The organism is Streptomyces sp. NPDC059080 (assembly GCF_042739975.1).
GTDB lineage: Bacteria > Actinomycetota > Actinomycetes > Streptomycetales > Streptomycetaceae > Streptomyces > Streptomyces benahoarensis.
Window position 1 is genome coordinate 204,937 of record NZ_JBHYGX010000003.1, and the last position, 24,069, is coordinate 229,005.

Here is a 24,069-nt window from a genome sequence, read left to right on the forward strand (position 1 = left end):
GTGGGCGCCCCGCGGGCCCGCGCGCGGTCCCCCCGCCCCCGCCCCGCGCGCGGGCGGGGGGGGGGGGGCGCGGCCCCCCCCCCCCCCCCCCCCCGGCCCGGGGGCGCTTCCTTGACGGGACGGCTCCCCCGGGCCGGGCAGCCGGAACACCTATGGTGCCGACCGGGGCTGAACGGCGGGCGCGGCGCGCCCCTCCGGCCCTGATGCGGCGGCCGGTCGAACGTCGGGTGCGGGGTGCCCCTCCGGGCCCGAGCCGTCGGCCGGTCCGGACGCGCGGGCACGGGGCACCCCGCCGGCCCGAGGCGCGGGCCGGGCCGGATGCCACGTGTGGGGCATCCCCGAAACGCCGACCGGGCCGCTCCCTCCGGCCCCGAGGCGTCGCCCGGTCCGGGCCCCGCCGGGTGCGCCGCGGCTCTCCTCCGCCCCCTCCCCAGCCACCCCGCGTCCTCCCGCCCCACCCGAACACCTGCGGCACCCCCCTCCCACGAACGGGTGGAACGTTCGCCACCGGTGGCTACGCACCGTACCGGGAAAGTAACTTAGGGCTGCCTAATGGCTGTCCGTCGCGACGACGGAACGGCCGCTCTCACCCCAACTCTCCACATGGAAGGGCACGTTCATGCCTGTGCCCGCCGCCGACGCCGCCCTCGCGGGCGGTATCGAAGGCCCCCGCGCGCTCCGCCCCCTCCTCGGCACCGTCCTCGACGCCCTCGCCAACGGCGCCGCGGACCGCGCGGGCCCCCTCCCCGCCGGTGGACCGGACGCCGTCGCCCGTACCGTCCGCGCCACCTGCGCCCCCCTCCTCCCCGACGACGGCGACGGCGCGCACGCCGCGCTCGCCACCCTCGTCCGTACTCTGGCCGCCGGCGCCGCCGACCCGGCCGACCCGCGCTGCGCCGCCCATCTGCACTGCCCCCCGCTGGCCGTCGCCGCCGCGGCCGACCTCGCCGCGTCCGCCCTCAACCCCTCCATGGACTCCTGGGACCAGGCCCCCGCCGCCTCCGCCCTCGAAGCCCTCGCCACCCGCGAACTCGCCGCCCTCGTCTTCCCCGACGCCCCCCGGCGCGCCCGGACACCGGACGACACCTACGCACCCGGCGACGGCCCGGATGCCCTGCTCACCACCGGCGGCACCGAGTCCAACCAACTCGCCGTCCTCCTCGCCCGCGAGGCCGCCCGCACCACCCGGCACACCATGGGGTACACCGCGGGGGAGCGGCACGCCCGGGGAGAACGTCCCGCGGCAGCCGTCCGTACCCGCGCCGCCCACGCCGCGGGCCCCGCGCCGGTCGCCACCCTCACCCCGTTCATCGGCGCACCGCGCCGGCCCGCCGACGATCTCCCGCCCGTCACCGGCGCTGCGCCGGATGCGCCCCCGCTCCGTATCGTCTGCGGCGCCAACGCCCACCACAGCATCCACCGCGCCGCCTGGCTCCTCGGGCTCCCCGCGCCCGTCACCCTCCCCACCCCCGGTGGCGTGCTCGACCCCGCTGCCGTCGACGCCGCCCTCACCCGCCTCCACGGCCCCGTCCTCCTCACCGCCACCGCCGGTACCACCGACTCCGGCGCCCTGGACCCCCTCCCGGCCCTCGCCGACCTCGCCGCCCGCCACGGCGCCCGCTTCCACGTCGACGCGGCGTACGGCGGCGCACTCCTCTTCAGCGACGCCCACCGCGCCCTCCTCGCGGGCCTGGACCGCGCCCACACCGTCACGCTTGACCTGCACAAACTCGGCTGGCAGCCCGTCGCCGCCGGACTCCTCGCCGTCCCCGGCACCGCCGACCTCGCCCCCCTCGACCACCGCGCCGACTACCTCAACGCCGACGACGACACCGAAGCGGGCCTGCCCGACCTCCTCGGCCGTTCCCTGCGCACCACCCGCCGCCCGGACATCCTCAAGGCCGCCGTCACCCTCAAGGCCCTCGGCCGCCGCGGCATCGGTGACCTCGTCGACCGCACCCTGGCCGCCGCCGCCACCCTCGCCGACCTCATCGAGGACCACCCCCACCTCGAACTCCGCTCCCGCCCCACCCTCACCACCGTCCTCTTCCGCCCGATCGGCGTGGACGACGCCACCGTCGCCGCGATCCGCCGCACCCTCCTCACCGACGGGCACGCCGTCCTCGGCCGCGCCGCCACCCCCACCGGACTCTGGCTCAAGGCCACCCTCCTCAATCCGCACGCCGACGCCGGTGACCTCGCCCACCTCCTGAAACTCGTGGAAGGCCACATCCCCCGATGACCTCCGAGCACCCCACCGCCACCGCCCCCACCGACCCCCTCGACCTGGCGGGCATCGGCATCGGCCCCTTCAACCTCTCGCTCGCCGCCCTCGCCCAGCCCCTGACCGGACTGCGCACCGCCTTCTACGACCAGCGCCCCGCCTTCCACTGGCACCCCGGCCTCCTCATCGACGGCGCCACCCTCCAGGTCCCGTTCCTCGCCGACCTCGTCACCCTCGCCGACCCCACCAGCCCCTGGTCGTTCCTCAACTACCTCCGCAGCCGCGACCGCCTCTTCCCCTTCTACTTCGCCGAGCGGTTCCACACCCACCGCGCGGAGTACGACGCGTACTGCCGCTGGGTCAGCGAGAACCTCCCCGGACTCCACTTCGGCCACCAGATCGACGCCGTCCGCTGGAACGGCTCCCACGCCGTCTTCGAGATCGACTACACCCACCTCGACGCCGACGGCGAAGCCGAGGCCCTCGGCCGCGGATACGCCCGCAACCTCGTCCTCGGCGTCGGCACCGCCCCCCATGTCCCGGACGCCCTGTGCCCCCTCGCCGAGGCACCCGCCACGCCCGTCCTCCACTCCGCCGACTATCTCGACCACCGGGAACGGCTGCTCGCCGCCGACCATGTCACCGTCGTCGGTGCGGGCCAGTCCGGCGCGGAGATCTTCCTCGACCTGCTGCGCGCCCGCCCCGAGGGCCGCGAACGCCTCCACTGGCTCGCCCGTACCCCCGCCTTCGCGCCCATGGAGTACAGCAAGCTCGGCCTCGAACACTTCACCCCGGACTACACCCGCTACTTCCACGCCCTGGCCGAACCGGTCCGCGACGCCCTCGTCCCCGGCCAGTGGCAGCTCTACAAGGGCATCGACCACGACACCCTCGCCGCCATCCACGACGAGCTGTACCGCCGCACCCTGCACGGCGGCTGGCCGGATGCCGTCCTCACCCCCGGCGTCCGCGTGGAGGCCGCCGACCGCGCCCCCGGCGGTGGCGTCGAACTCCACCTCGCCCACGCCGAACAGAACGGCCGCACCCGCCTGACCACCGATGCCGTCGTTCTCGCCACCGGCTACCGCGAACGCCGCCTCGACACCCTCCTCGCCGCCCTCGACCCGCACCTGTGCCGCGACGCCGCGGGCCGCCCCCGCGTCGACGCCGATCACCGCCTGGTCCTCGACCCCGCCGTCACCGGCTCCGTTCACGTCCAGAACGCCGAACGCCACAGCCACGGCGTCGGCACCCCCGACCTCGGCCTCGCCGCCTGGCGCAGCGCCACCATCCTCAACTCCCTGACCGCCGCCACCCCGTACCCGCTCCCCGACCGCACCGCCTTCACCACCTTCGGCCTCCCGCACCCCACCGCCTCCGCGATGGCCGCCCCGCCCCGCCCGGCACCCGCCCAGCGCACCTGACGCAGCGTCATTCGAGGTCCGCACGCCCCGCCCGCCGCTCATCGGAGCGGCGGGCCGCGCATTTCCCTACTCGTCAACAACCTTTAAATCAGCGGTCGTTGAGGAGTCACCGCACCGCCGTTCTCTACCAGTGGGTACGGCATAGGGTCGCCCCATGCGCCGAGCAAAAATCGTTTGCACACTGGGACCGGCCACCGATACGTACGAGCAGATCAAAGCCCTCGTCGACGCCGGTATGGACATCGCACGCTTCAACCTCAGCCACGGCACCTACGCCGATCACGAGGCGCGTTACGCACGGGTCCGCGAGGCATCCGAGGACACTCACCGCAGCGTCGGCGTCCTCGCCGACCTTCAAGGCCCGAAGATCCGCCTGGGCCGATTCCGTGAAGGGCCCGTACTTCTCGAACGCGGCGACGCGTTCACCCTCACCGTCGAACCCTCCGTGGAGGGCGACCGTCACCTCTGCTCCACCACCTACGACGGCCTCGCTGCCGACGTCACCACCGGCGAATGCATCCTCGTCGACGACGGCAAGGTCGCCCTCGAAGTCACCGGCGTCGACGGGCCCCGCGTCCACACCCGGGTCATCGAGGGCGGCATGGTCTCCGACCACAAGGGCCTCAACCTCCCCGGCGTCGCCGTCTCCGTCCCCGCCCTCTCCGACAAGGACGAGGAGGACCTCCGCTGGGCGCTGCGCACCGGCGCCGACCTCATCGCCCTCTCCTTCGTCCGCAGCGGCCGCGACGTCGAGGACGTCCACCGCATCATGGGCGAGGAGGGCCGTTTCCTCCCCGTCATCGCCAAGGTCGAGAAGCCGCAGGCCGTCGAGAACATCGACGACATCGTTGCCGCCTTCGACGGGATCATGGTCGCGCGCGGTGACCTCGGCGTCGAAATGCCGCTGGAGGCCGTGCCGATCGTCCAGAAGCGCGCCGTCAAGCTGGCCAAGCGCAACGCCAAGCCGGTCATCGTCGCCACCCAGATGCTCGACTCGATGATCGACAACTCCCGGCCCACCCGCGCCGAGGCGTCCGATGTCGCCAACGCCGTCATCGACGGCACGGACGCGGTGATGCTCTCCGGCGAGACGAGCGTGGGGAAGTACCCCGCCGAGACCGTCCGCACCATGAGCCGCATCGTGGAAGCCGCCGAGGAGGACATCCTGGCCAAGGGCCTGCCGCCGCTGACCGACCGCAGCAAGCCCCGCACCCAGGGCGGCGCCGTCGCCCGCGCGGCCGCCGAGATGGGCGACTTCCTCGGCGCGAAGTTCCTCGTCGCCTTCACGCAGTCCGGCGACACCGTCCGCCGCCTGTCCCGCTACCGCTCGCCCATCCCGCTGCTGGCCTTCACCCCCGCCCCGGCGACCCGTTCGCAGCTCAACCTCACCTGGGGCGTGGAGACCTTCCTCGGCCCGACCGTCGACTCCACCGACGAGATGGTCGCGCAGGTCGACGAGCAGCTGCTGAAGATCGGCCGCTGCGAGAAGGGCGACCTGGTGATCATCACCGCCGGTTCACCGCCCGGAGTCCCCGGCTCCACCAACCTCGTCCGCGTCCACCGCATCGGCGAGGACGACGGCGACAGGTAGCGGGGATTCAGCAGCTCACCGAAGGAAAGAGCCGCCCGTGTACGGGCGTTGATGCCGGGCCGAGGTTCTGACTGCCGTTCCTGTCAGCACTTCGGCCCTCTGCGTGCCGTCACCGGCAGCCGGGGCGCGTACGTGGGCGTGGTACGAAGCGGGGAGCGCCGGTGCCTTGAGAAGAAGGGCTACGGGGCGCGATCACCATGACGGGTGAAGATCACCGATCGGCGGAGCGAGGTCCGGCCTTCGAAAGTGAGGCGAAGTGCCCTGGGTGGGATTCGAACCCACACTGTCGGTGGTTTGAGCACCGTCCCTCTAACCGGTTGGGGTACCAGGGCCTTGGGAATCGAAGGCTGAGAGGCCCCCGTCGTGCTCCCACCATACAGGAGCTGGGTAGGCTAAAGGGGCACCACCTGCCTGAACGAGGAGACCCGTGAGCGCCGCCGAGCCCGAGCAGCCCGCCGCCGATGATGACCGGTCGCACGTCCCCCCGCTGACCACGCGCGTCGTGATCGCCGAGGACGAGGCCCTCATCCGTCTCGACCTCAAAGAGATGCTGGAGGAGGAGGGCTACACCGTCGTCGGTGAGGCCGGTGACGGACAGAAAGCCGTCGAGCTGGCACGCGAGCACCGACCGGATCTGGTCATCCTCGACGTGAAGATGCCGATCCTGGACGGCATCTCCGCCGCCGAGCGCATCGCCGAGGAGAGCATCGCGCCCGTCCTGATGCTGACCGCCTTCTCCCAGCGCGAGCTGGTGGAGCGCGCCCGGGACGCGGGCGCGATGGCGTACCTCGTCAAGCCGTTCTCCAAGACCGACGTCGTCCCGGCCATCGAGATGGCCGTCAGCCGCTTCACCGAGCTGAAGACGCTGGAGAAGGAGGTCGCCGACCTCACCCAGCGGCTGGAGACCCGCAAGCTGGTCGACCGCGCGAAGAGCATTCTGCAGACGCAGTACGGGCTGACCGAACCGGCCGCGTTCCGCTGGATCCAGAAGACCTCGATGGACCGCAGGCTCTCCATGCAGCAGGTCGCCGAGGCGGTCATCGAGGACGCCGAGGAGAAGAAGCAGAAGGAACAGAAGGAACAGAAGGATCAGCCGGGGCAGTAGCCCGGCCCGTTCGCCTGCGTGGCCCCGTACCGGCGCACGGTACGGGGCCACGCGCGTACCCGGTGGGCGACACCGGTGCCGGGCGCGCGGGCGTGGGCAAGCGGGTCGGCACCGCCGCGGGGGCCGGGCGGGCGTGGCCTCAGCCGCGGTAGGCGTCCGCGGGCGCGTCCCGGAGCATGCAGGTCAGCCGCGCGGTGCAGACCCGCTTGCCCGCCTCGTCGCTGATCACGACCTCGTACGTCGCGGTGGAACGCCCCCGGTGCACCGGGATGGCGACGCCGGTGACCAGGCCCGAGCGGACACCGCGGTGGTGGGTGCAGTTCAGGTCCACGCCGACGGCCAGCTTCGACGGGCCGCCGTGCAGCATCGCGCCGACCGAGCCCAGGCTCTCCGCCAGCACCGCGGACGCGCCGCCGTGCAGCAGCCCGTACGGCTGGGTATTGCCCTCGACCGGCATGGTGCCGACGACGCGGTCCGGCCCGGCCTCCAGAAGCTGCACGCTCATCCGGCTGCCGAGGTGCCCGGCGGAGAAGAGCGCCGGGAGGTCGACGCCTAGCCCGGCCCATTGGCCGAGGACCTCCTGCGGAAACGTGGTGGTCTGCTGCGTGCCCAAGTGCTCGCTCCGTTCGCTCGTCGGTGATCGTCGGTGATCGTCGGTGATCGTCGGTGATCGTCGGTGATCCGGATGTTCTTATCAGCCCACCCCGGCGCCGCCGGCACGGGGTCACCCCTCCGCCGCCGCACCGTCCTCCTGCGGCCGCTCCAGGCGGATCACCACGGACTTCGACGCCGGGGTGTTGCTGGTGTCGGCGGTGTGATCGAGCGGGACGAGCACATTGGTCTCGGGGTAGTACGCGGCCGCGCAGCCCCGCGCGGTGGGGTAGTGCACCACCCGGAACCCGGGGGCGCGCCGCTCGCTGCCGTCCGTCCACTCGCTGACCAGATCGGCGTAGGTGCCGTCGGCGAAGCCGTGCTCCTGGGCGTCCTCGGGGTGGATCAGCACGACCCGGCGGCCGTTCCTGATGCCCCGGTAGCGGTCGTCGAGGCCGTAGATCGTGGTGTTGTACTGGTCGTGCGAGCGCAGCGTCTGCAGCAGCAACCGGCCCTCGGGGACGTGCGGATACTCCACGGGCGCGGCCGTGAAGTTGGCCTTCCCGGTGGAGGTGGGGAAGCTGCGGCTGTCCCGGGGGGCGTGCGGCAGCGTGAAGCCGCCGGGGCGGGCGACCTTGGCGTTGAAGTCCTCGAAGCCGGGGATGACACGGGCGATGCGGTCCCGGATCGTCCCGTAGTCGCGGGCGAACTCCTCCCACGGCGTACGGCTCTGCGCGCCGAGGACGCGGCGGGCCATCCGGGCCACGATCGCGGTCTCCGACAGCAATTGCGGACCGGCAGGCGCCAGCCGCCCCCGGGAGGCGTGCACCATCCCCATGGAGTCCTCGACCGTCACGAACTGCTCGGCGCCGCCCTGCACATCGCGCTCCGTACGGCCCAGCGTCGGCAGGATCAGCGCCCGCGCGCCGGTCACCGCGTGCGAGCGGTTGAGCTTGGTGGAGACGTGCACCGTCAGCCGGGCGCGCCGCACCGCCGCCTCGGTGACGTTGGTGTCGGGGGTGGCGGAGACGAAGTTGCCGCCCATCGCGAAGAACACCTTGGCGTCGCCGTCGCGCAGCGCCCGGATGGCCCGGACGGCGTCGTAGCCGTGCTCCCGGGGCGGCGCGAAGCCGAACTCCTTCTCCAGGGCGTCGAGGAAGGCGGGAGCGGGCCGCTCGAAGATGCCCATCGTGCGGTCGCCCTGGACATTGCTGTGCCCGCGTACGGGGCAGACCCCGGCGCCGGGACGGCCGATGTCGCCGCGCAGCAGCAGGAAGTTGACCACCTCACGGATGGTGGGCACCGCGTGCTTGTGCTGCGTCAGGCCCATCGCCCAGCACACGATGGTGCGCCGCGAGGCGAGCACCATCTCCAGCGCCGCATCGATCTCCTCCTGGCGCAGACCGGTGGCGCGCAGCGTCTCCTCCGGGTCGGCGCCCCGCGCAGCGGCCGCGAACTCCTCGAAGCCGTGCGTGTGCGCGTCGATGAACTCCTGGTCGACGGCGCCCTCGGTCTCCAGGATGCGGCGGCACAGGGCGCGGAAGAGCGCCTGGTCGCCGCCGATGCGCACCTGGAGGAAGAGGTCGGTCAGCGCCGTACCGCCGCCCGCCAGGCCACGCGGCGTCTGCGGGTTCTTGAACCGCTCCAGTCCGGCCTCGGGCAGCGGGTTGACGGAGATGATCCGCGCGCCCCCGGCCTTCGCCTTCTCCAGCGCGGTCAGCATCCGGGGGTGGTTGGTCCCGGGGTTCTGCCCGGCGACGATGATCAGGTCGGCCTTGTAGAGGTCCTCCAGCAGCACGCTGCCCTTGCCGACGCCGAGGGTTTCGGTGAGCGCCGAGCCGGACGACTCGTGGCACATGTTGGAGCAGTCGGGGAGGTTGTTCGTGCCGAACTCGCGGGCGAAGAGCTGGAAGAGGAAGGCCGCTTCGTTGCTGGTGCGGCCGGAGGTGTAGAACACCGCCTCGTCGGGCGAGGCGAGGGCCGTCAGCTCGTCGCCCAGGATGTCGAAGGCGTGCTCCCACGAGACCGGTTCGTAGTGCTCGGCGCCCTCCGCGAGGTACATGGGGTGGGTCAGCCGGCCCTGCTGGCCGAGCCAGTAGCCGCTGCGGTCGGCGAGGTCCGCGACGGGGTGCGCGGCGAAGAACTCCGGGGTGACGCGGCGCAGCGTCGCCTCCTCCGCGACGGCCTTGGCGCCGTTCTCGCAGAACTCCGCGGTGTGCCGCTGCTCGCCCTCGGGCCAGGCGCAGCCGGGGCAGTCGAAGCCGCTCTTCTGATTGACGCGCAGCAGCGTCAGGGCCGTGCGGCGGACGCCCATCTGCTGCTGCGAGATGCGCAGCGCGTGGGTGATCGCCGGGACGCCGACGGCGGAGTGCTGGGGCGCGCCGACCTCGGGCGCGTCCTGTACCGGATCAGATGCGGGCGGCTTGCCTGCCATGGCGATCTCCCTAGCTAGGGCCGTGTGCCACCCGGCGCACGAGGGCCGGGCCGGATCGTTGCCGTGCACATCGGATCCTGTCATGGACCGCGGCGGGCGGGCAGGGGCCTGTGGACAACGCCGCGACGGCCGGGCGGACGCCTGTGGAAAACACCGCGCCGGGGCCGCCGTGCGCGCGGTGGGGCCGCGTGCCGCCGCCCCTCTCCCGGCCGCCCGCCCGCCGCCCGTCACCGTCGCGGCGGGGATTGTCGGTGGGGCGTGGCAGGATCGGGGGCGTGGCAGCAAAGGCAGCGAAGAAGAGCGAAACGACCGGCACCGCAGCGGCGGGGGACGACCGTCCCCGCCTGCTCCTGATGGACGGGCACTCCATGGCCTACCGGGCGTTCTTCGCCCTGCCCGTGGAGAACTTCACGACCGCCACGGGGCAACCGACCAACGCGGTCTACGGCTTCGCGTCCATGCTCGCGAACACCCTGCGTGACGAGGCGCCCACCCATTTCGCGGTGGCCTTCGACGTCTCCCGCAAGACCTGGCGCTCCGAGGAGTTCCCCGACTACAAGGCGAACCGCTCCAAGACGCCCGACGAGTTCCGCGGCCAGGTCGAGCTGATCGGCGAACTGCTCGACGCGATGCACGTCAAGCGCTTCGCCGTCGAGGGCTTCGAGGCCGACGACGTCATCGCCACGCTCACCCAGCAGGCCACCGCCGAGGGCTTCGCCGTCTCCATCGTCACCGGCGACCGCGACTCCTTCCAGCTCGTCTCCGACGACGTCACGGTCCTCTACCCGACCAAGGGCGTCTCCGAGCTGACGCGCTTCACCCCTGAGAAGGTTGTCGAGAAGTACGGCCTCACCCCCGCCCAGTACCCGGACTTCGCGGCGCTGCGCGGAGACCCGTCGGACAACCTCCCCGGCATCCCCGGCGTCGGCGAGAAGACCGCCGCGAAGTGGATCAACCAGTTCGGTTCCTTCGCCGAGCTGGTGGAGCGGGCCGAGGAGGTCAAGGGCAAGGCGGGCCAGAACTTCCGCGACCACCTGGAGTCCGTCAAGCTCAACCGCCGGCTGACGGAGATGATCCGCGACGTGGAGCTGCCGTGCGGCCCCGGCGAGCTGGTCCGCGAGGCGTACGACCGCGACCAGCTCACCGCGTTCCTCAACGGCCTGGAGATCCGCAACCAGGGCCTGCGCGACCGGCTGCACGCCGTCGACCCGGGCTCCGGCCAGGGTGCGGAGGAGGCCGTCGCGGCGGGTGGCGTCGAGGTCGACGGCACCGTCGCCACCGCCGGTGAGCTGGCCCCCTGGCTCGCCGAGCACGGCACCGCCCCGCTGGGTGTCTCCACCGTCGACGTCTGGTCGCTGGGCAGCGGCAGCGTCGCCGAGATCGCGCTGGCCACGGCCGACGGACCGGCGATCTGGTTCGACCCGGCGCAGCTCGACGAGGCCGACGAGCGGGCCTTCGCCGCCTGGAGCGCCGACGCCGACCGCCCCAAGGTCATGCACAACGCCAAGGGCCTGATGCGGGTCTTCGGCGAGCACGGCTGGCGGATCGACGGCGTGACGATGGACACCGCGCTCGCCGCCTACCTCGTCAAGCCGGGCCGCCGCTCCTTCGCCCTCGACGCCCTCTCCGTCGAATACCTCGGCCGCGATCTGGCCCCGGCCGCCGAGGCAGGTGGCCAGCTGGCGTTCGGCGCCGACGAGGAGGCCGAGGCCGACGCCCTGATGGCCAAGGCCCGTACGGTGCTGGATCTCGGCGCCGCCTTCGAGACCCGGCTTGCGGAGGTCGGCGCCGCCGAGCTGCTGCGCGATGTCGAGCTGCCCACCAGCACCCTGCTGGCCCGTATGGAGCGCGACGGCATCGCCGCCGACCGCGGCTGGCTGGAGCGGATGGAGCAGCAGTTCGCCGGGGCGGTGCAGCAGGCCGTCCAGGAGGCGCACGCCGCGGCGGGTCACGAGTTCAACCTCGGCTCGCCCAAGCAGCTCCAGGAGGTCCTCTTCGGGGAGCTGGGCCTGCCGAAGACGAAGAAGACCAAGACCGGCTACACCACCGACGCCGACGCCCTCGCCTGGCTCGCCGCGCAGACCGAGAACGAACTCCCGGTGATCATGCTGCGCCACCGCGAGCAGTCCAAGCTGCGCGCGACGGTCGAGGGCCTGATCAAGACCATCGCCGCGGACGGCCGCATCCACACCACCTTCAACCAGACCGTCGCGGCCACCGGCCGTCTCTCCTCCACCGACCCCAACCTCCAGAACATCCCGGTGCGCACCGACGAGGGCCGCGCCATCCGCCGCAGCTTCGTTGTCGGCGAGGGGTACGACACCCTGCTGACGGCCGACTACAGCCAGATCGAGCTGCGGGTGATGGCGCACCTCTCCGAGGACGAGGGCCTGATCGAGGCGTTCACCTCCGGCGAGGACCTGCACACCACCGTCGCCTCGCACGTCTTCTCCGTCGCCAAGCACGAGGTCGACCCGGAGATGCGCCGCAAGATCAAGGCGATGTCGTACGGCCTGGCGTACGGCCTGTCGGCGTTCGGCCTCTCGCAGCAGCTGGGCATCCAGCCGGACGAGGCCCGCAAGCTGATGGACAACTTCTTCGAGCGGTTCGGCGGCGTACGGGACTACCTCCAGCGCGTGGTGGAGGAGGCCCGCGCCACGGGTTACACCGAGACGATCCTCGGCCGCCGCCGCTACCTCCCCGACCTCAACAGCGACAACCGCCAGCGCCGCGAGATGGCCGAGCGGATGGCGCTGAACGCCCCGATCCAGGGCACCGCCGCCGACATCGTCAAGATCGCGATGCTGAAGGCCGACGAGGCGCTGCAGGCGGCGGGGCTGACGTCCCGGATGCTGCTCCAGGTGCACGACGAAATCGTGGTCGAGGTGGCACCCGGCGAGCGCCAGCAGGTCGAGGAACTGCTCCGCCGCGAGATGGCGGGCGCGGTCGAACTGCGCGCCCCGCTGGATGTCTCCATCGGCGTGGGCGCGGACTGGGAGTCGGCCGCGCACTGACGGAACGTCGGCCGGGGGAGGGGCTCCGGCGGCCGGCGGATGATGAGTCCGCTGCTGCCGAACTCGCGGTGGTTCCGGGGCCGTACGCCGTGTGCGTACGGCCCCGGCGCGTATCCGATGGCGACGGGGGAGGGGCAGGGCGGATGCCGGGTGAGCGGGGTGCCGCACCCGCCCCGTTCGGCGTCGGTGGGATCGCCCACAGCAGGCCCGAGAGTGAACGATAAGCGTCTTTTCCCGACCGATACGGTTCACCATCTCGGCCGATGATGGCGGTAGATGTGCGTCTCCAGGTGTCGTAGTGTCGCGTGCGTTGGCGCGCAGCGGGGCACGCAACGGCGGCTCCGGCGCGGTGGTCCACCGCGGAGGGGAAGGCACGCATGGCAGCCACGTTCGGGCGACGGCTCCGCCGAGGAGCCGGGTCGGCGGCGATCGCGGCCCTGGTGGTGGCCGCCCTGACAGCCTCTCAGGCGCCGGGCGGCGCCGACCGCGCCCAGGCGGCCCCGGACCGCACCCCCGGGCCGCCCGCCGACTCCACCGTCGACGGCGGCTCGCCCTATTACACGGACCTGCCGCCCCTCAACAGCCCTGTACCGCCCGGTGGTTCACCGAAGAAGCCGGGCCGCCAGGCCGCCATCGGGCCCGCCGAAGCCGGAATCCCCGCCACCGTCCTCGCCGCGTACCGGAAGGCGGAGGCGAACGTCGCCGCCACCGACCCTGGCTGCCGACTGCCGTGGCAACTGCTCGCCGCGATCGGCCAGGTGGAATCCGGCCAGGCGCGCGGCGGCGCCGTCGACGCCGAGGGCACCACCCTGCGGCCCATCCTCGGCCCCCAGCTCAACGGCAAGGGCTTCGCCCGTATCACCGACACCGACCACGGCCGGTATGACGGCGACCTCACCCATGACCGCGCCGTGGGCCCGATGCAGTTCATCCCGTCGACCTGGTCCCAGGGCGGACCCGACGGCACCGGATGGGGCGCCGACGGCAACGGCGACGGCAAGAAGGACCCCCACAACGTCTTCGACGCGGCGCTCGCCGCCGGTCACTACCTCTGCGGCGGCGGCCGTGACCTGTCCCTCGCCCACGACCTGGACCGCGCCGTCCTCGCCTACAACCACTCCGAGGACTATCTGCGCACCGTCCTGTCCTGGTACGCCTTCTACCGCAAGGGCACCCACGAGGTCCCGGACGGCACGGGCGTTCTGCCCGTCCACCGCGGCGGCGGCACCGTCTCCCGCCGCGGGGTCGCCCCGGCGAAGCCGGGCCGCCCGGGGGACGACTCCGCGAAGGACGGCGGGAAGGGGGCCGGGAAGAACACCGACAAGGAGCAGGGGAAGAGCCGGCCAGGCGGGAACGGCCCCTCTTCGGGCGGCACTTCGGGCGCCACCGACGGCGCGCCGGGTACGGGCGGTACGGGCGGTACGGGTTCCACGGGCGGAACCGGCGGCTCCGGCACTGGCGGCTCCGGCGGCACCAAGCTCCCCACCGACCCGACCGACCCCACGGACCCCGCCAACCCCACCCCCCTCACCGTCCTCGAACGCACCGGCGACAAGGACCTCACCGCCACCACGGGCGACACCTTCACCACCCCGCCCCAGGTGCGCGCCAAGGACGGCGCGGGCAAACCCGTCGCCGGTGCCCCCGTGCGGTTCGCCGTCACCGGCACCACCGACGCCCGCTTCCCGGACGGCGCCACCGATGTCACCGTCACCACCGGCAAGGACGGCCTGGCCACCGCCCCGGCGCTGCGCGCAGGCAAGAGCACCGGCACCTTCACCGTCCGTGCCACCGCCGTCGGCCGCACCGTCCCGCCCGTCGATTTCTCCGCCACCGTCGAGGCCCCGCCCGCCCCGAAGGCCGACACCCTCACCCGCACCTCGGGCAAGGAACTGACCGTGACCGCGGGCGACAGCTACGCCGCCGACAGCATCGAGATCAAGGCCGGCCACCAGGGCGAGGCGGCCGCGGGCGTCCCCGTCATCGCCACCATGGTCACCGACGACCCGGACCACCCGGCCCCGAACACGGCCGGACCGTCCTTCACCGACCCGCGGACCACCGGCGCGGACGCGGACACCCCGCAGCGCACCCTGACCGACCTCACCACCGACGCCCACGGCCTGCTGAAACTCCCGGAGATCTTCACCGACGCCGACCACACCGGCACTTTCCGGCTCCGCCTCACCACCGCCGACGGCGCCGTCCTCACCCTCGAACTGAAGGTCACCGCCCCCACCGCCTGACCGTCACCGCGCCGTCCCGCCGTCCCGCCGTCCCGCCCGCCCCGGGCAGGGCGGCGGTGCCACGTGTTCTCATCTCGGCCGCCCGTTGCTACGGTGCCCCCTCCCTGACGAACCATCAGCTCTCCGGGAGCCGCCCATGCGCGCCCTCACCGCAGCCGCCACCGGCCTCGCCGCCGCCCTCCTCCTCGTCCTCACCATCACGGCGATCGGCGCCCCCAGCGGCACCACCTCCCCCAAGCCGCTGCGGACCACCGTCCCCGCACACCCCTGACGGCGGGGGCGCAGCACACCCCGGAAGAGAAGGGACGCACCGCCATGCGCCGCAAAGCCAGCCTGATACTCCTCGCCGTCGCCGTCTTCTTCACCGCGCTCTCCCCGCTGCTGCGCTGGTACGCCTTCCCGCGCCTCGCCAAGGTCCCGCCCAGCCAGTACCAGGACACCGTCCTCGTCGCCGAGCCCGCCACCCTCGTCGACTACAGCACCATGAAGGCCAAGAAGGTCCCCCGGCTCACCGTCGTCCAGACCCTCAAGGGCGACGTCGCCGCCTCCGACCGCATCGAGCGGACCGCGGACCGCGACGTCGTCGTCTGGGACGCGCTCACCTACGTCGCCGGGCCCGACGGCAAAATGGTCTCCCAGATTCCCGAGCGCTACATCTTCGACGCCCACAGCCAGGAGCCGGTCCACGCCACCGGCGAAAGCGTCGACGGTGACGCCGTGCGCCGCGACGGCATCGAGTACAAATGGCCGTTCCTCGTCGAGAAGCGCGACTACTCCTACTACGACCCGCAGACCCGCGCCTCCGCCCCCATCCACTACAAGGGCACTCGAACCTTCCACGGCCTGGAGGTTTACTACTTCGAGCAGACCATCCCCTGGACCAAGGTGCCGCTGCCCAAGAAACTGCCGGTCAAGGGCATCACCGCGGAATCCGTCCGGAAGATGGGCACCACCCGCTGGTACACCACCAAGCGCATGTTCTGGGTCGACCCCGTCACCGGCGCCCCCGTCAACGGCGAGGAGATCCACCAGGAGGAACTGCGCGGCGGCGACCTCCTCCCCGGCGGCGGCAAGGTCACCGCCTTCGCCGGACACGTCAAGATGCGCCCCGACTACGTCGAAGCCGTCGTCGCCCTCGTCTCCTCCCAGCGCACCCTGGTCCTGCTCCTCACCAGCTACCTGCCCTGGGGCTTCCTCACTCTCGGCGCCGCACTCCTCGCCCTCAGCCTCACCCTGGAGGCCCGCTCCCGCCGTCCGCGCCCCATCGGGCCGACGCCCGCCGCGCGGCCCGTTGTCAGTGGGGGACCGTAAGGTGAGAACAGGGCTGAACGAGCCGCCACCGCCTACGAGTTGACCCCGACCACGCCAACCCCACCACCTCATCCCCGACCGTCCGACCCTGTCCCTTGCCTCCCCCTCGCCCGTCTCCGCCCGGCCCTGCCCCGTCAGCCTCCCGCCCCACCCCGCACATCAGCTCCGGTCCCTCTTCAGCCGTGCCGTCGTATACCGAGTCGGCTCCGCCGTCGACGGATCCTCGGGCCACGGATGCTTCGGATAGCGGCCCCGCAGCTCCGCCCGCACGGACCGGTAGCCGTCCCGCCAGAAGGACGCCAGATCCGCCGTCACCGCGGCCGGGCGTCCGGCGGGGGAGAGCAGGTGGACGAGGACCGGCACCCGCCCGTCCGCCACCCGCGGCGATTCCTGCTGCCCGAACATCTCCTGCAGCTTCACCGCCAGCACCGGCTGCGCACCGCCGTAGTCGACCCGTACCCGCGAACCGCTCGGCACCTCGATACGCTCCGGCGCCAGCGCGTCGAAGCGCACCGCGTCACCGGAAGCCCACGGCAACAGCCGCCCCAGCGCCGCCCCGGCGTCGATCCGCTCCAGATCCGCCCGCCGCCGCGCCCGGCCCAGCTCCACGCCCAGCCACTCCCCGGCCCGCTCCAGCAGCGCCGCATCCGACACCTCCGGCCACGGCTCCCCCAACTCCCCGTGGAGAAAGGCCATCCGCTGCCGCAACGCCACCGCCCCCGCCGACCAGCGCAACAGCCCGACGCCCTCCCGCCGCAGCCCCTCCGCCACCGCCTCGCGCACCGCCCCCGCGTCCGGCGCCGCCAACGGACGCGTCACCAGCTCGATCGCCCCCAGCCGCGCCACCTCCCGCGCCACGACCTCACCGTCCGCCCACCGGACCTCCTCGCCCCGGGAGTACAGCGCCCCCGCCGCCGCAACCGCCGTCGCCTCGTCGATCACCGCCGCCAGCCGCACCCGCGCGGACGCCGACGCCACCGGACGGTCCGCCACCGCGACCGCCAGCCACCGCGCCTCCCGCAACCGCGAACCCGCCTCGCCCGACTCGGCCCGCGTCCCCGACGCCATCAGAAAACTGCCGCCGCCCCGTGCCCGCGCCACCCGCTCCGGGAACGCCAACGCCGCCACCAGCCCGGCCACCGCATCGTCGTCCCCCGCACCACCGGCACCCGACACCGCACCACCGGAGCGCCCGCGAACCCCCGCGGACCCGAACCCGGCCCCTGCCTCAGCGTCCCCGGCGTCCTCCGGCCCGAGCCCCGCCACCGCCGACGCCAGCCGCCGGGCCTCCTGCCGCCACCGCCCCGCATACGCGTCGCCGCCCCGCCGAGCCTGCCGCCACGCGGCCGCCAGATCGTCCCCGTACGACCGCGGCGGCTCCTCGCTCAGCAGCGCCACCACCTCGGCCGCCCGCCGCACGCCCACCTCCCGAGCACCGTCCAGCAACGCCCGCGCCAGCCGCGGATGCACCCCCAGCCGCGCCAGCCGCTGCCCCCGCTCCGTCACCCGGCCGTCCGCATCCACCGCGCCGACCGCGCCCAGCACCTCCCGCGCCGCCGCCATCGCACCCGCGGGCGGCGGATCCAGCAACGCCAGCCCCGCGGCCGACGGATCGCCCCAGCACGCCACTTGCAACGCGAACGCCGACAGCTCCGCCACCTTGATCTCCGGGTCGGGGAACCGCGGCAGCCGCCCGTCCTCCCCCTCCGACCAGCAGCGATACACCGCCCCCGGCGCCTCACGCCCGGCCCGCCCGGCCCGCTGCCGGGCCGCCGCCCGCGACGCCCGCACCGTCGCGAGCGCCCCCAGTCCCCGCGCATGATCCGTCCGCGGCACCCGCGCCAGCCCGCAGTCCACCACCACCCGGACCCCCGGAACCGTCAGACTGGACTCCGCGACCGCCGTCGCCAGCACCACCCGGCGCGCGACGTCACCACCGGCCAGCACCGCGTCCTGCACCTCCGCCGGGGCCCGCCCATGGACCTGCAACACCTCCGCGTCCACCCCGGCCAGCAGCCCCGCGACCCGCCCGATCTCCCCGGCGCCCGGCAGAAAACACAGCACATCGCCCGCCCGCTCCCGCAGCGCCCGCCGCACCACCCCCGCCACGTGCGAAAGCAACGCCGGATCCACCCGCATCCCGTGCGCCGGCCGCACCGGACGCTCCGGAGGCACCCACACGACCTCCACCTCGTACGAGACGCCCTCCGCCGTCACCACCGGAGCCGGTCCCTCCGCACCGCCCAGCAGCGCCGCCCACCCGGCCGCGTCCGTCGTCGCCGACGCCGCCACCAACCGCAGCTCCGGCCGCAACGCCGCTCGTACGTCCAGCAGGAACGCCGCCGCAGTGTCCGCGTCCAGATGCCGCTCATGGCACTCGTCGAGCACCACCACATCGACGCCCGCCAGCTCCGGATCCCGCTGCAACCGCTGCAGCAGCACCCCGGTCGTCACCACCTCCACGGCCGTACGCGGCCCCACCCGCCGCTCCCCGCGCACCGTGAATCCCACCCGCTCACCGACGCGTTCACCCAGCAGCCACGCCATCCGCCGCGCCGCCGCCCGCGCCGCGATCCGCCGCGGCTCCGCCACCAGCACCCGCCGCCCCGGGCCCGGCCCCACGAGCCCCGCCAGCTCCAGCGGCACCAGCGTCGTCTTGCCCGTACCGGGCGGCGCACACAGCACCGCGCTCCCCGGCCCGTCCAGGGCCTCACGCAGCGCGGGCAGCGCGGACCGGGCGGGCAGCAGACTCAGTACGTCATCGCGGATCACCCGCCCAGTCTGCCGCCCCGCCGACCGGGCGGGCCCGCCCCTGTCAGCGCCGTGGACTCACTCCGCCACACACACGAAGATCGCCGTCCCCGGGATCAGATGCCCGCGCAACGGCGACCAGCCGCCCCACTCCTGCGTGTTCTCGTCCGGCCACTCCGGCTCCACGAGATCCACCAGCCGGAACCCGGCCGCCACCACGTCCCGTACCCGGTCACCCACCGTCCGGTGATGCTCGACGTACACCGCGCGTCCGTTCTCGTCCTGCTCCACATACGGCGTCCGGTCGAAGTACGACGCGGCCACCGACAGCCCCTCGGGCCCCGGCTCGTCCGGGAAAGCCCAACGGATCGGATGCGTCACCGAGAACACGAACCGCCCGCCCGGCCGCAGCACCCGCCGCACCTCGCGCAACACCCGCACCGGGTCGGCGACGAACGGAATCGCGCCATACGCGGAACACGCCATGTCGAATGCGCCGTCCCGGAACGGCAACGCCCCCGCGTCCGCCTCCACCAGGTCCACCGCACCGCCCGCGGCCGCACCGTCCGCCCCGTCCCCGATCCGCAGCGCGTGCTGCAACTGCCGGTGCGAGAGATCCAGGGCCACCGGGCGCGCCCCCTGCGCCGCCAGCCAGCGCGCACACTGCGCCGCGCCCGCCCCGATCTCCAGGATCCGCAGGCCCGTCAGCCCCTCGGCCGGACCGAGCAGCCCGGCTCGCTCCTCGTCCAGCCCCTCCGGCCCCCAGATGAAACGGTCGTCCCCGAGGAACGCGCCGTGCTCGCTCTGGTACTCGTCGGCGTTGCGGTCCCACCAGCCGCGGCTGGCCTGGCTGCTTTCCGTTGCCGAGGCATGACGTCGGGTCGCCTCCGGCTCGTACTCTTGGTTCATTGCGCCCGTCGTCGTAGTCTTCGCTGAGCTTGCAGCAGTAAGGGACGTCGGGGCCCTGGGCCCCGCGGAACATCACGCGTGCCGGTAATCGGGCGGTCTGCCCTGGGTGTGCGGCTTCGCGCATTGACCCTGCCCGGCTGCCCCCGTATGCTACAAGTTGCGCTGCGGGCTTGTGCGCCTCAGACGGAGCAGGTCGCGCTCGCATCTGTATGTATGTCCCCTCGGTTTTCGAGGCGTTTCGGTTGGCTCTGGTCTGTACGGAGCTTCCAGGGAAGCGCCTTTGACGCTGTCCGGCTTGTGCAGAAGCGATAACGGCTCTCGGCGTAGCAGTACCTACGACTTCAATGTCCGTACCGGAGCCCTTTCCCACATGACGAGCAGCACCGAGACCACCGCCACCACCCCGCAGGTTGCGGTCAACGACATCGGTAACGAGGAAGCCTTCCTCGCCGCGATCGACGAGACGATCAAGTACTTCAACGACGGCGACATCGTCGACGGCGTCATCGTGAAGGTCGACCGGGACGAGGTCCTGCTCGATATCGGTTACAAAACCGAAGGCGTGATCCCCAGCCGCGAGCTGTCGATCAAGCACGACGTTGACCCCAACGAGGTCGTCGCCGTCGGCGACGAGATCGAGGCCCTTGTTCTCCAGAAGGAGGACAAGGAAGGCCGCCTCATCCTGTCCAAGAAGCGCGCTCAGTACGAGCGTGCCTGGGGCACGATCGAGAAGATCAAGGAAGAGGACGGGATCGTCACCGGTACCGTCATCGAGGTCGTCAAGGGTGGTCTCATCCTCGACATCGGCCTCCGCGGCTTCCTCCCGGCCTCCCTGGTCGAGATGCGCCGCGTCCGCGACCTCCAGCCCTACGTGGGCAAGGAGCTCGAGGCCAAGATCATCGAGCTGGACAAGAACCGCAACAACGTGGTCCTGTCCCGCCGTGCCTGGCTGGAGCAGACCCAGAGCGAGGTCCGCCAGACCTTCCTCACCACCCTCCAGAAGGGCCAGGTGCGCTCGGGCGTCGTCTCCTCCATCGTCAACTTCGGTGCCTTCGTGGACCTGGGCGGCGTCGACGGTCTCGTCCACGTCTCCGAGCTGTCCTGGAAGCACATCGACCACCCCTCCGAGGTCGTCGAGGTCGGCCAGGAGGTCACGGTCGAGGTCCTCGACGTCGACATGGACCGCGAGCGCGTCTCCCTGTCGCTCAAGGCGACCCAGGAAGACCCGTGGCAGCAGTTCGCCCGGACCCACCAGATCGGTCAGGTCGTCCCGGGTAAGGTCACCAAGCTCGTTCCGTTCGGTGCGTTCGTCCGCGTCGACGAGGGCATCGAGGGCCTGGTCCACATCTCCGAGCTGGCCGAGCGCCACGTGGAGATCCCGGAGCAGGTCGTCCAGGTCAACGACGAGATCTTCGTCAAGGTCATCGACATCGACCTGGAGCGTCGCCGGATCTCGCTGTCGCTGAAGCAGGCCAACGAGTCCTTCGGCGCCGACCCGACGGCCGTCGAGTTCGACCCGACCCTGTACGGCATGGCCGCGTCCTACGACGACCAGGGCAACTACATCTACCCCGAGGGCTTCGACCCGGAGACCAACGACTGGCTGGAGGGCTACGAGACCCAGCGCGAGGCCTGGGAGAACCAGTACGCCGAGGCCCAGCAGCGCTTCGAGCAGCACCAGGCGCAGGTCATCAAGTCCCGCGAGGCCGACGAGCAGGCTGCGGCCGAGGGCGCTGCGGCCCCGGCGGCCGGTGGCGGCAACGCTGGTGGCGGCAACGCCGGCGGCGGCTCGTACTCCTCGGAGTCGGCGGACAACTCCGGCGCCCTGGCGTCGGACGAGGCCCTGGCCGCGCTCCGCGAGAAGCTGGCCGGCGGCCAGAGCTGAGAAGCTCCCCGTTAGGCACTAGCCGATAGGCGAAGGCCCGCCCCCTCTCGGGGCGGGCCTTCGTCGTACCCGCACGGTGTGACGGAGCCCAGGGCCGAGCATCGTATGCCGGGGCCGCTGCTGCGGTCACGACCTGGTGCCACGGTGAGCGTACGGTTGCCGCAGGTCAGCCCACCGGAATGCCTGGGTTGGCGACGCCGCGTCCGCCGGTCACGGTGTTGTCGCCCGCGATCGTCACAGGGCACTTCTTCGCGTCGTAGTTCGTGACGTTGAAGCCGTAGCGGCCCTCGCCGGAGGCGCCGCTCAGGTCGGACTTGTTGCCCTTGAAGACCGTGCCGCAGCCCCAGCCGGACTCCTGGGTGTGCGTCTCGTAGCCGTTGTTGCTGGTGTGCCGACCGGTGTTCTTCTCGACCAGGACGTCGTTGCCCTTCACATCGACCCAGGAGTCGTCGAAGTGCGTGCCGGTCAGCCCGCTGCCGTCGAAGGTGTTGCCGACGATCTTCGTCCCCGTCGTGCCCTCCTTCACGTCGACGTTCTCGCCGCCGACGCCCGGACCGATGGTGTTGTCGAGGACCTGAACGTTGTCGCTGTGATCGTCCGTGCCGCCCGCGCTGCCGACGTACACGCCCTCGCCCATTCCGCTGCCGCCCTTGCCGGTGTCACGGATCGTCGAGTTCTTGATGACCCCGTTCTTGCTGGACTTACGGAAGTGGACGCCTTCCATGTCCAGATCGTGCACGGTCACCGAGTCGATCACGACGCCGTTCGCGCCGTCCATCATGATGCCCTTCTGTCCGCCGGCGACGGTGATGCCCTTGAGCGTCCAGTACGAGGCGCCGTTCAGGTGCAGGCCGTAGCCGCCCCCGGCGGTGAGGACCGCCTTGGACGATCCGGTGAGCGTGATCCGCGATCCCGAACTGCCCGCGGCCGACGTCTTGAAGTTGCCTTTGTACGTACCGTTGGCGAGCTGGATCGTGTCGCCCGGCTTCGCGTCCGTCAGCGCGGACTTGAGCTGCGAGGCGTTTGAGACGTCGATGACGCGGGTGGGGGAGGCGGCGGGCGAACCCGCGGGGGAGGCGCCCGCCGTGCCGGTCAGGGCCGCGCCGACGGCCAGTCCGAGAGCGGCCGAGGCGGTGAGGAGGGGTCCGGTGCGCATTCATCTGCCTTTCCGTATATGAACGTGGGGCGGAAATATGAATCGCGAGGGTGGTCGAGAAGCTAGGGGCGCAACAGTTCGAGCGTCAAGAGTCCTGCATGGGCATAGCTGGAGAAGCAGTTCATAAGAGTGAACGTAAGATGATGTGCGGGTGCACACGCCGCAGTCCGGTGCACCTTGTGGTTACACCGGTGCACCTTGTGGATACAGGGGTGCGCCGTGCCCTCGGAGGATGGGAGACTCCGGACCCTCCGTGCCCCTCCGGGGCGTGGTGATTCCCTGGCCGGAGCGCCGGATGCCTGAGTGAGGGAGCGCTGGAGCGCGTTGATCCGACGACTCGGAAGGCCGGCCCCGGCGCGGAACGATGGCGGGCACATCCTGGCCGGATGCTGTCGGGCCCCCGATCGCAACCGGGAATGTGGCATCCCGGCCGGACGTTGTCCCAGACGGACACAAGGAGGAGCGGACACTGTGTTGGATCCCCAGAGGTTGTACGAATGGGAGGCGAGCGGGCTCGCGGAGGTGGAGGCCATCGCCGCCGATGACTCCGCCGGACTGGTGCTGCTGTACCACTTCGACGGCTACATCGATGCAGGTGAAACCGGCGACCAGATCGTCGAACGGCTCCTTGACGACCTGCCGCACCGCGTCGTCGCCCGCTTCGACCACGATCGCCTTATCGATTACCGCGCCCGCCGCCCCCTCCTGACCTTCGACCGCCATCGCTGGACGGCCTACGAAACGCCGCGCATCGAACTGCGGCTCGTCGAGGACACCACCGGCGCGCCCTTCCTGTTGCTGGCCGGGCCTGAACCGGACGTCGAATGGGAGCGGTTCGCCGCCGCGGTCCAGCAGATGGTGGAACGCCTCGGCGTACGACTCTCCGTCAACTTCCACGGCATCCCGATGGGCGTCCCGCACACCCGCCCCGTCGGCATCACCCCGCACGGCAACCGCACCGACCTCATGCCCGGCCACGCCGACGTCTTCGAAGAGACGAAGGTCCCCGGGAGCGCCGAAGCCCTGATCGAGTTCCGGCTTGCCGAAGCGGGACACGACGTGCTGGGCGTGGCCGCGCATGTACCGCACTACATCGCCCGGTCGCCCTACCCGGACGCCGCGCTCACCGCGCTGGAAGCTGTGACCGCCGCCACCGGCCTGGTCCTGCCCGGCGCCGCGCATTCGCTACGCACCGAGGCGCTCCGCACCCAGGAGGAGATCGAACGGCAGATCTCGGAGGGGGACGAGGAACTGGTCGCGTTGGTCAGCGGGTTGGAGCACCAATACGACGCGGTGGCGGGCGCGGAAACCCGCGGCAACCTCGTGGCGGAAGCGGTCGATCTGCCGTCCGCCGAGGAGATCGGTGACGAACTCGAACGCTTCTTGGCGGAACGCGAGGCGGAGGGGGGGAGTGCTTGACGGGGAGGG

At 72.2% G+C, this 24,069-nt stretch carries 15 protein-coding genes and 1 tRNA gene; 10 read left to right on the forward strand and 6 right to left on the reverse strand.

The annotated features are described in order from the left end of the window. The first annotated feature begins 619 nt into the window (after nt 1-619). The 3 genes from ACFWWQ_RS03320 (at nt 620) to pyk (ending at nt 5,239) form a co-directional block, all read left to right on the forward strand. Nucleotides 620-2,242 (forward strand): pyridoxal phosphate-dependent decarboxylase family protein, encoded by a 1,623-nt coding sequence (locus ACFWWQ_RS03320; protein WP_384589253.1) that lies wholly within the window; start codon nt 620-622, stop codon nt 2,240-2,242. Continuing rightward, entirely contained in the window at nt 2,239-3,648 is a 1,410-nt protein-coding gene (locus ACFWWQ_RS03325; RefSeq protein ID WP_384589256.1) for a lysine N(6)-hydroxylase/L-ornithine N(5)-oxygenase family protein, read from the forward strand. The genes ACFWWQ_RS03320 and ACFWWQ_RS03325 overlap by 4 nt, the downstream gene beginning before the upstream one ends. 154 nt (nt 3,649-3,802) lie before the next feature. Next, nucleotides 3,803-5,239, forward strand: coding sequence for a pyruvate kinase (gene pyk / locus ACFWWQ_RS03330; RefSeq protein ID WP_384589259.1), 1,437 nt, complete (start codon nt 3,803-3,805; stop codon nt 5,237-5,239). 257 nt (nt 5,240-5,496) lie between these two features. Here pyk and ACFWWQ_RS03335 read toward each other — a convergent pair. Next, nucleotides 5,497-5,571 (reverse strand) — tRNA-Leu (locus ACFWWQ_RS03335). A 95-nt stretch (nt 5,572-5,666) separates the two neighbouring features. On the opposite strand from ACFWWQ_RS03335, the gene ACFWWQ_RS03340 reads away from it, so the two are divergent. Further along, nucleotides 5,667-6,344 (forward strand): ANTAR domain-containing response regulator, encoded by a 678-nt coding sequence (locus ACFWWQ_RS03340; RefSeq protein WP_384589262.1) that lies wholly within the window; start codon nt 5,667-5,669, stop codon nt 6,342-6,344. A 139-nt stretch (nt 6,345-6,483) separates the two neighbouring features. On the opposite strand, the gene ACFWWQ_RS03345 is transcribed toward ACFWWQ_RS03340, so the two are convergent. Both ACFWWQ_RS03345 and ACFWWQ_RS03350 read right to left on the reverse strand, forming a co-directional pair. Further along, nucleotides 6,484-6,957, reverse strand: a complete 474-nt coding sequence (locus ACFWWQ_RS03345; RefSeq protein WP_384589265.1) for a PaaI family thioesterase — start codon at nt 6,955-6,957, stop codon at nt 6,484-6,486. Between the two features lie 111 nt (nt 6,958-7,068). Beyond that, nucleotides 7,069-9,369, reverse strand: a complete 2,301-nt coding sequence (locus ACFWWQ_RS03350) for an FdhF/YdeP family oxidoreductase (RefSeq protein ID WP_384589268.1) — start codon at nt 9,367-9,369, stop codon at nt 7,069-7,071. A gap of 275 nt (nt 9,370-9,644) precedes the next feature. Here ACFWWQ_RS03350 and polA point away from each other — a divergent pair, with 275 nt between their 5' ends. From polA to ACFWWQ_RS03370, 4 genes are all read left to right on the forward strand, one after another. Continuing rightward, nucleotides 9,645-12,383 (forward strand): DNA polymerase I, encoded by a 2,739-nt coding sequence (polA, locus tag ACFWWQ_RS03355; protein WP_384589271.1) that lies wholly within the window; start codon nt 9,645-9,647, stop codon nt 12,381-12,383. Between the two features lie 377 nt (nt 12,384-12,760). After that, a complete protein-coding gene (locus tag ACFWWQ_RS03360) occupies nt 12,761-14,629 on the forward strand; it encodes a lytic transglycosylase (RefSeq protein WP_384589274.1) in 1,869 nt (622 codons plus the stop codon). Between the two features lie 136 nt (nt 14,630-14,765). Continuing rightward, nucleotides 14,766-14,900: an SPW_0924 family protein gene (locus tag ACFWWQ_RS03365; protein WP_384589277.1), complete on the forward strand. Its 135-nt coding sequence runs from the start codon at nt 14,766-14,768 to the stop codon at nt 14,898-14,900. A 44-nt stretch (nt 14,901-14,944) separates the two neighbouring features. Continuing rightward, nucleotides 14,945-15,940, forward strand: a complete 996-nt coding sequence (locus ACFWWQ_RS03370; protein ID WP_384589280.1) for a DUF3068 domain-containing protein — start codon at nt 14,945-14,947, stop codon at nt 15,938-15,940. Between the two features lie 159 nt (nt 15,941-16,099). Here ACFWWQ_RS03370 and hrpB read toward each other — a convergent pair whose 3' ends face one another. Together hrpB and ACFWWQ_RS03380 are read right to left on the reverse strand one after the other, a co-directional pair. After that, entirely contained in the window at nt 16,100-18,712 is a 2,613-nt protein-coding gene (gene hrpB / locus ACFWWQ_RS03375) for an ATP-dependent helicase HrpB (RefSeq protein WP_384589283.1), read from the reverse strand. A gap of 57 nt (nt 18,713-18,769) precedes the next feature. Then, on the reverse strand, nt 18,770-19,600 hold the full coding sequence (locus ACFWWQ_RS03380) for a class I SAM-dependent methyltransferase (protein ID WP_384589286.1): 831 nt from the start codon (nt 19,598-19,600) through the stop codon (nt 18,770-18,772). 370 nt (nt 19,601-19,970) lie between these two features. Between ACFWWQ_RS03380 and rpsA the strand changes: the two genes are divergently transcribed. Continuing rightward, nucleotides 19,971-21,485 carry a 30S ribosomal protein S1 gene (rpsA, locus tag ACFWWQ_RS03385; RefSeq protein WP_384589289.1) on the forward strand — a complete coding sequence of 505 codons (1,515 nt, stop codon included), beginning with the start codon at nt 19,971-19,973 and terminating at the stop codon, nt 21,483-21,485. 166 nt (nt 21,486-21,651) lie between these two features. On the opposite strand, the gene ACFWWQ_RS03390 is transcribed toward rpsA, so the two are convergent. Next, a complete protein-coding gene (locus ACFWWQ_RS03390) occupies nt 21,652-22,641 on the reverse strand; it encodes a right-handed parallel beta-helix repeat-containing protein (protein ID WP_384589292.1) in 990 nt (329 codons plus the stop codon). A gap of 471 nt (nt 22,642-23,112) precedes the next feature. On the opposite strand from ACFWWQ_RS03390, the gene ACFWWQ_RS03395 reads away from it, so the two are divergent. Next, entirely contained in the window at nt 23,113-24,060 is a 948-nt protein-coding gene (locus ACFWWQ_RS03395) for a PAC2 family protein (RefSeq protein ID WP_384589295.1), read from the forward strand. Nucleotides 24,061-24,069 lie beyond the last annotated feature (9 nt).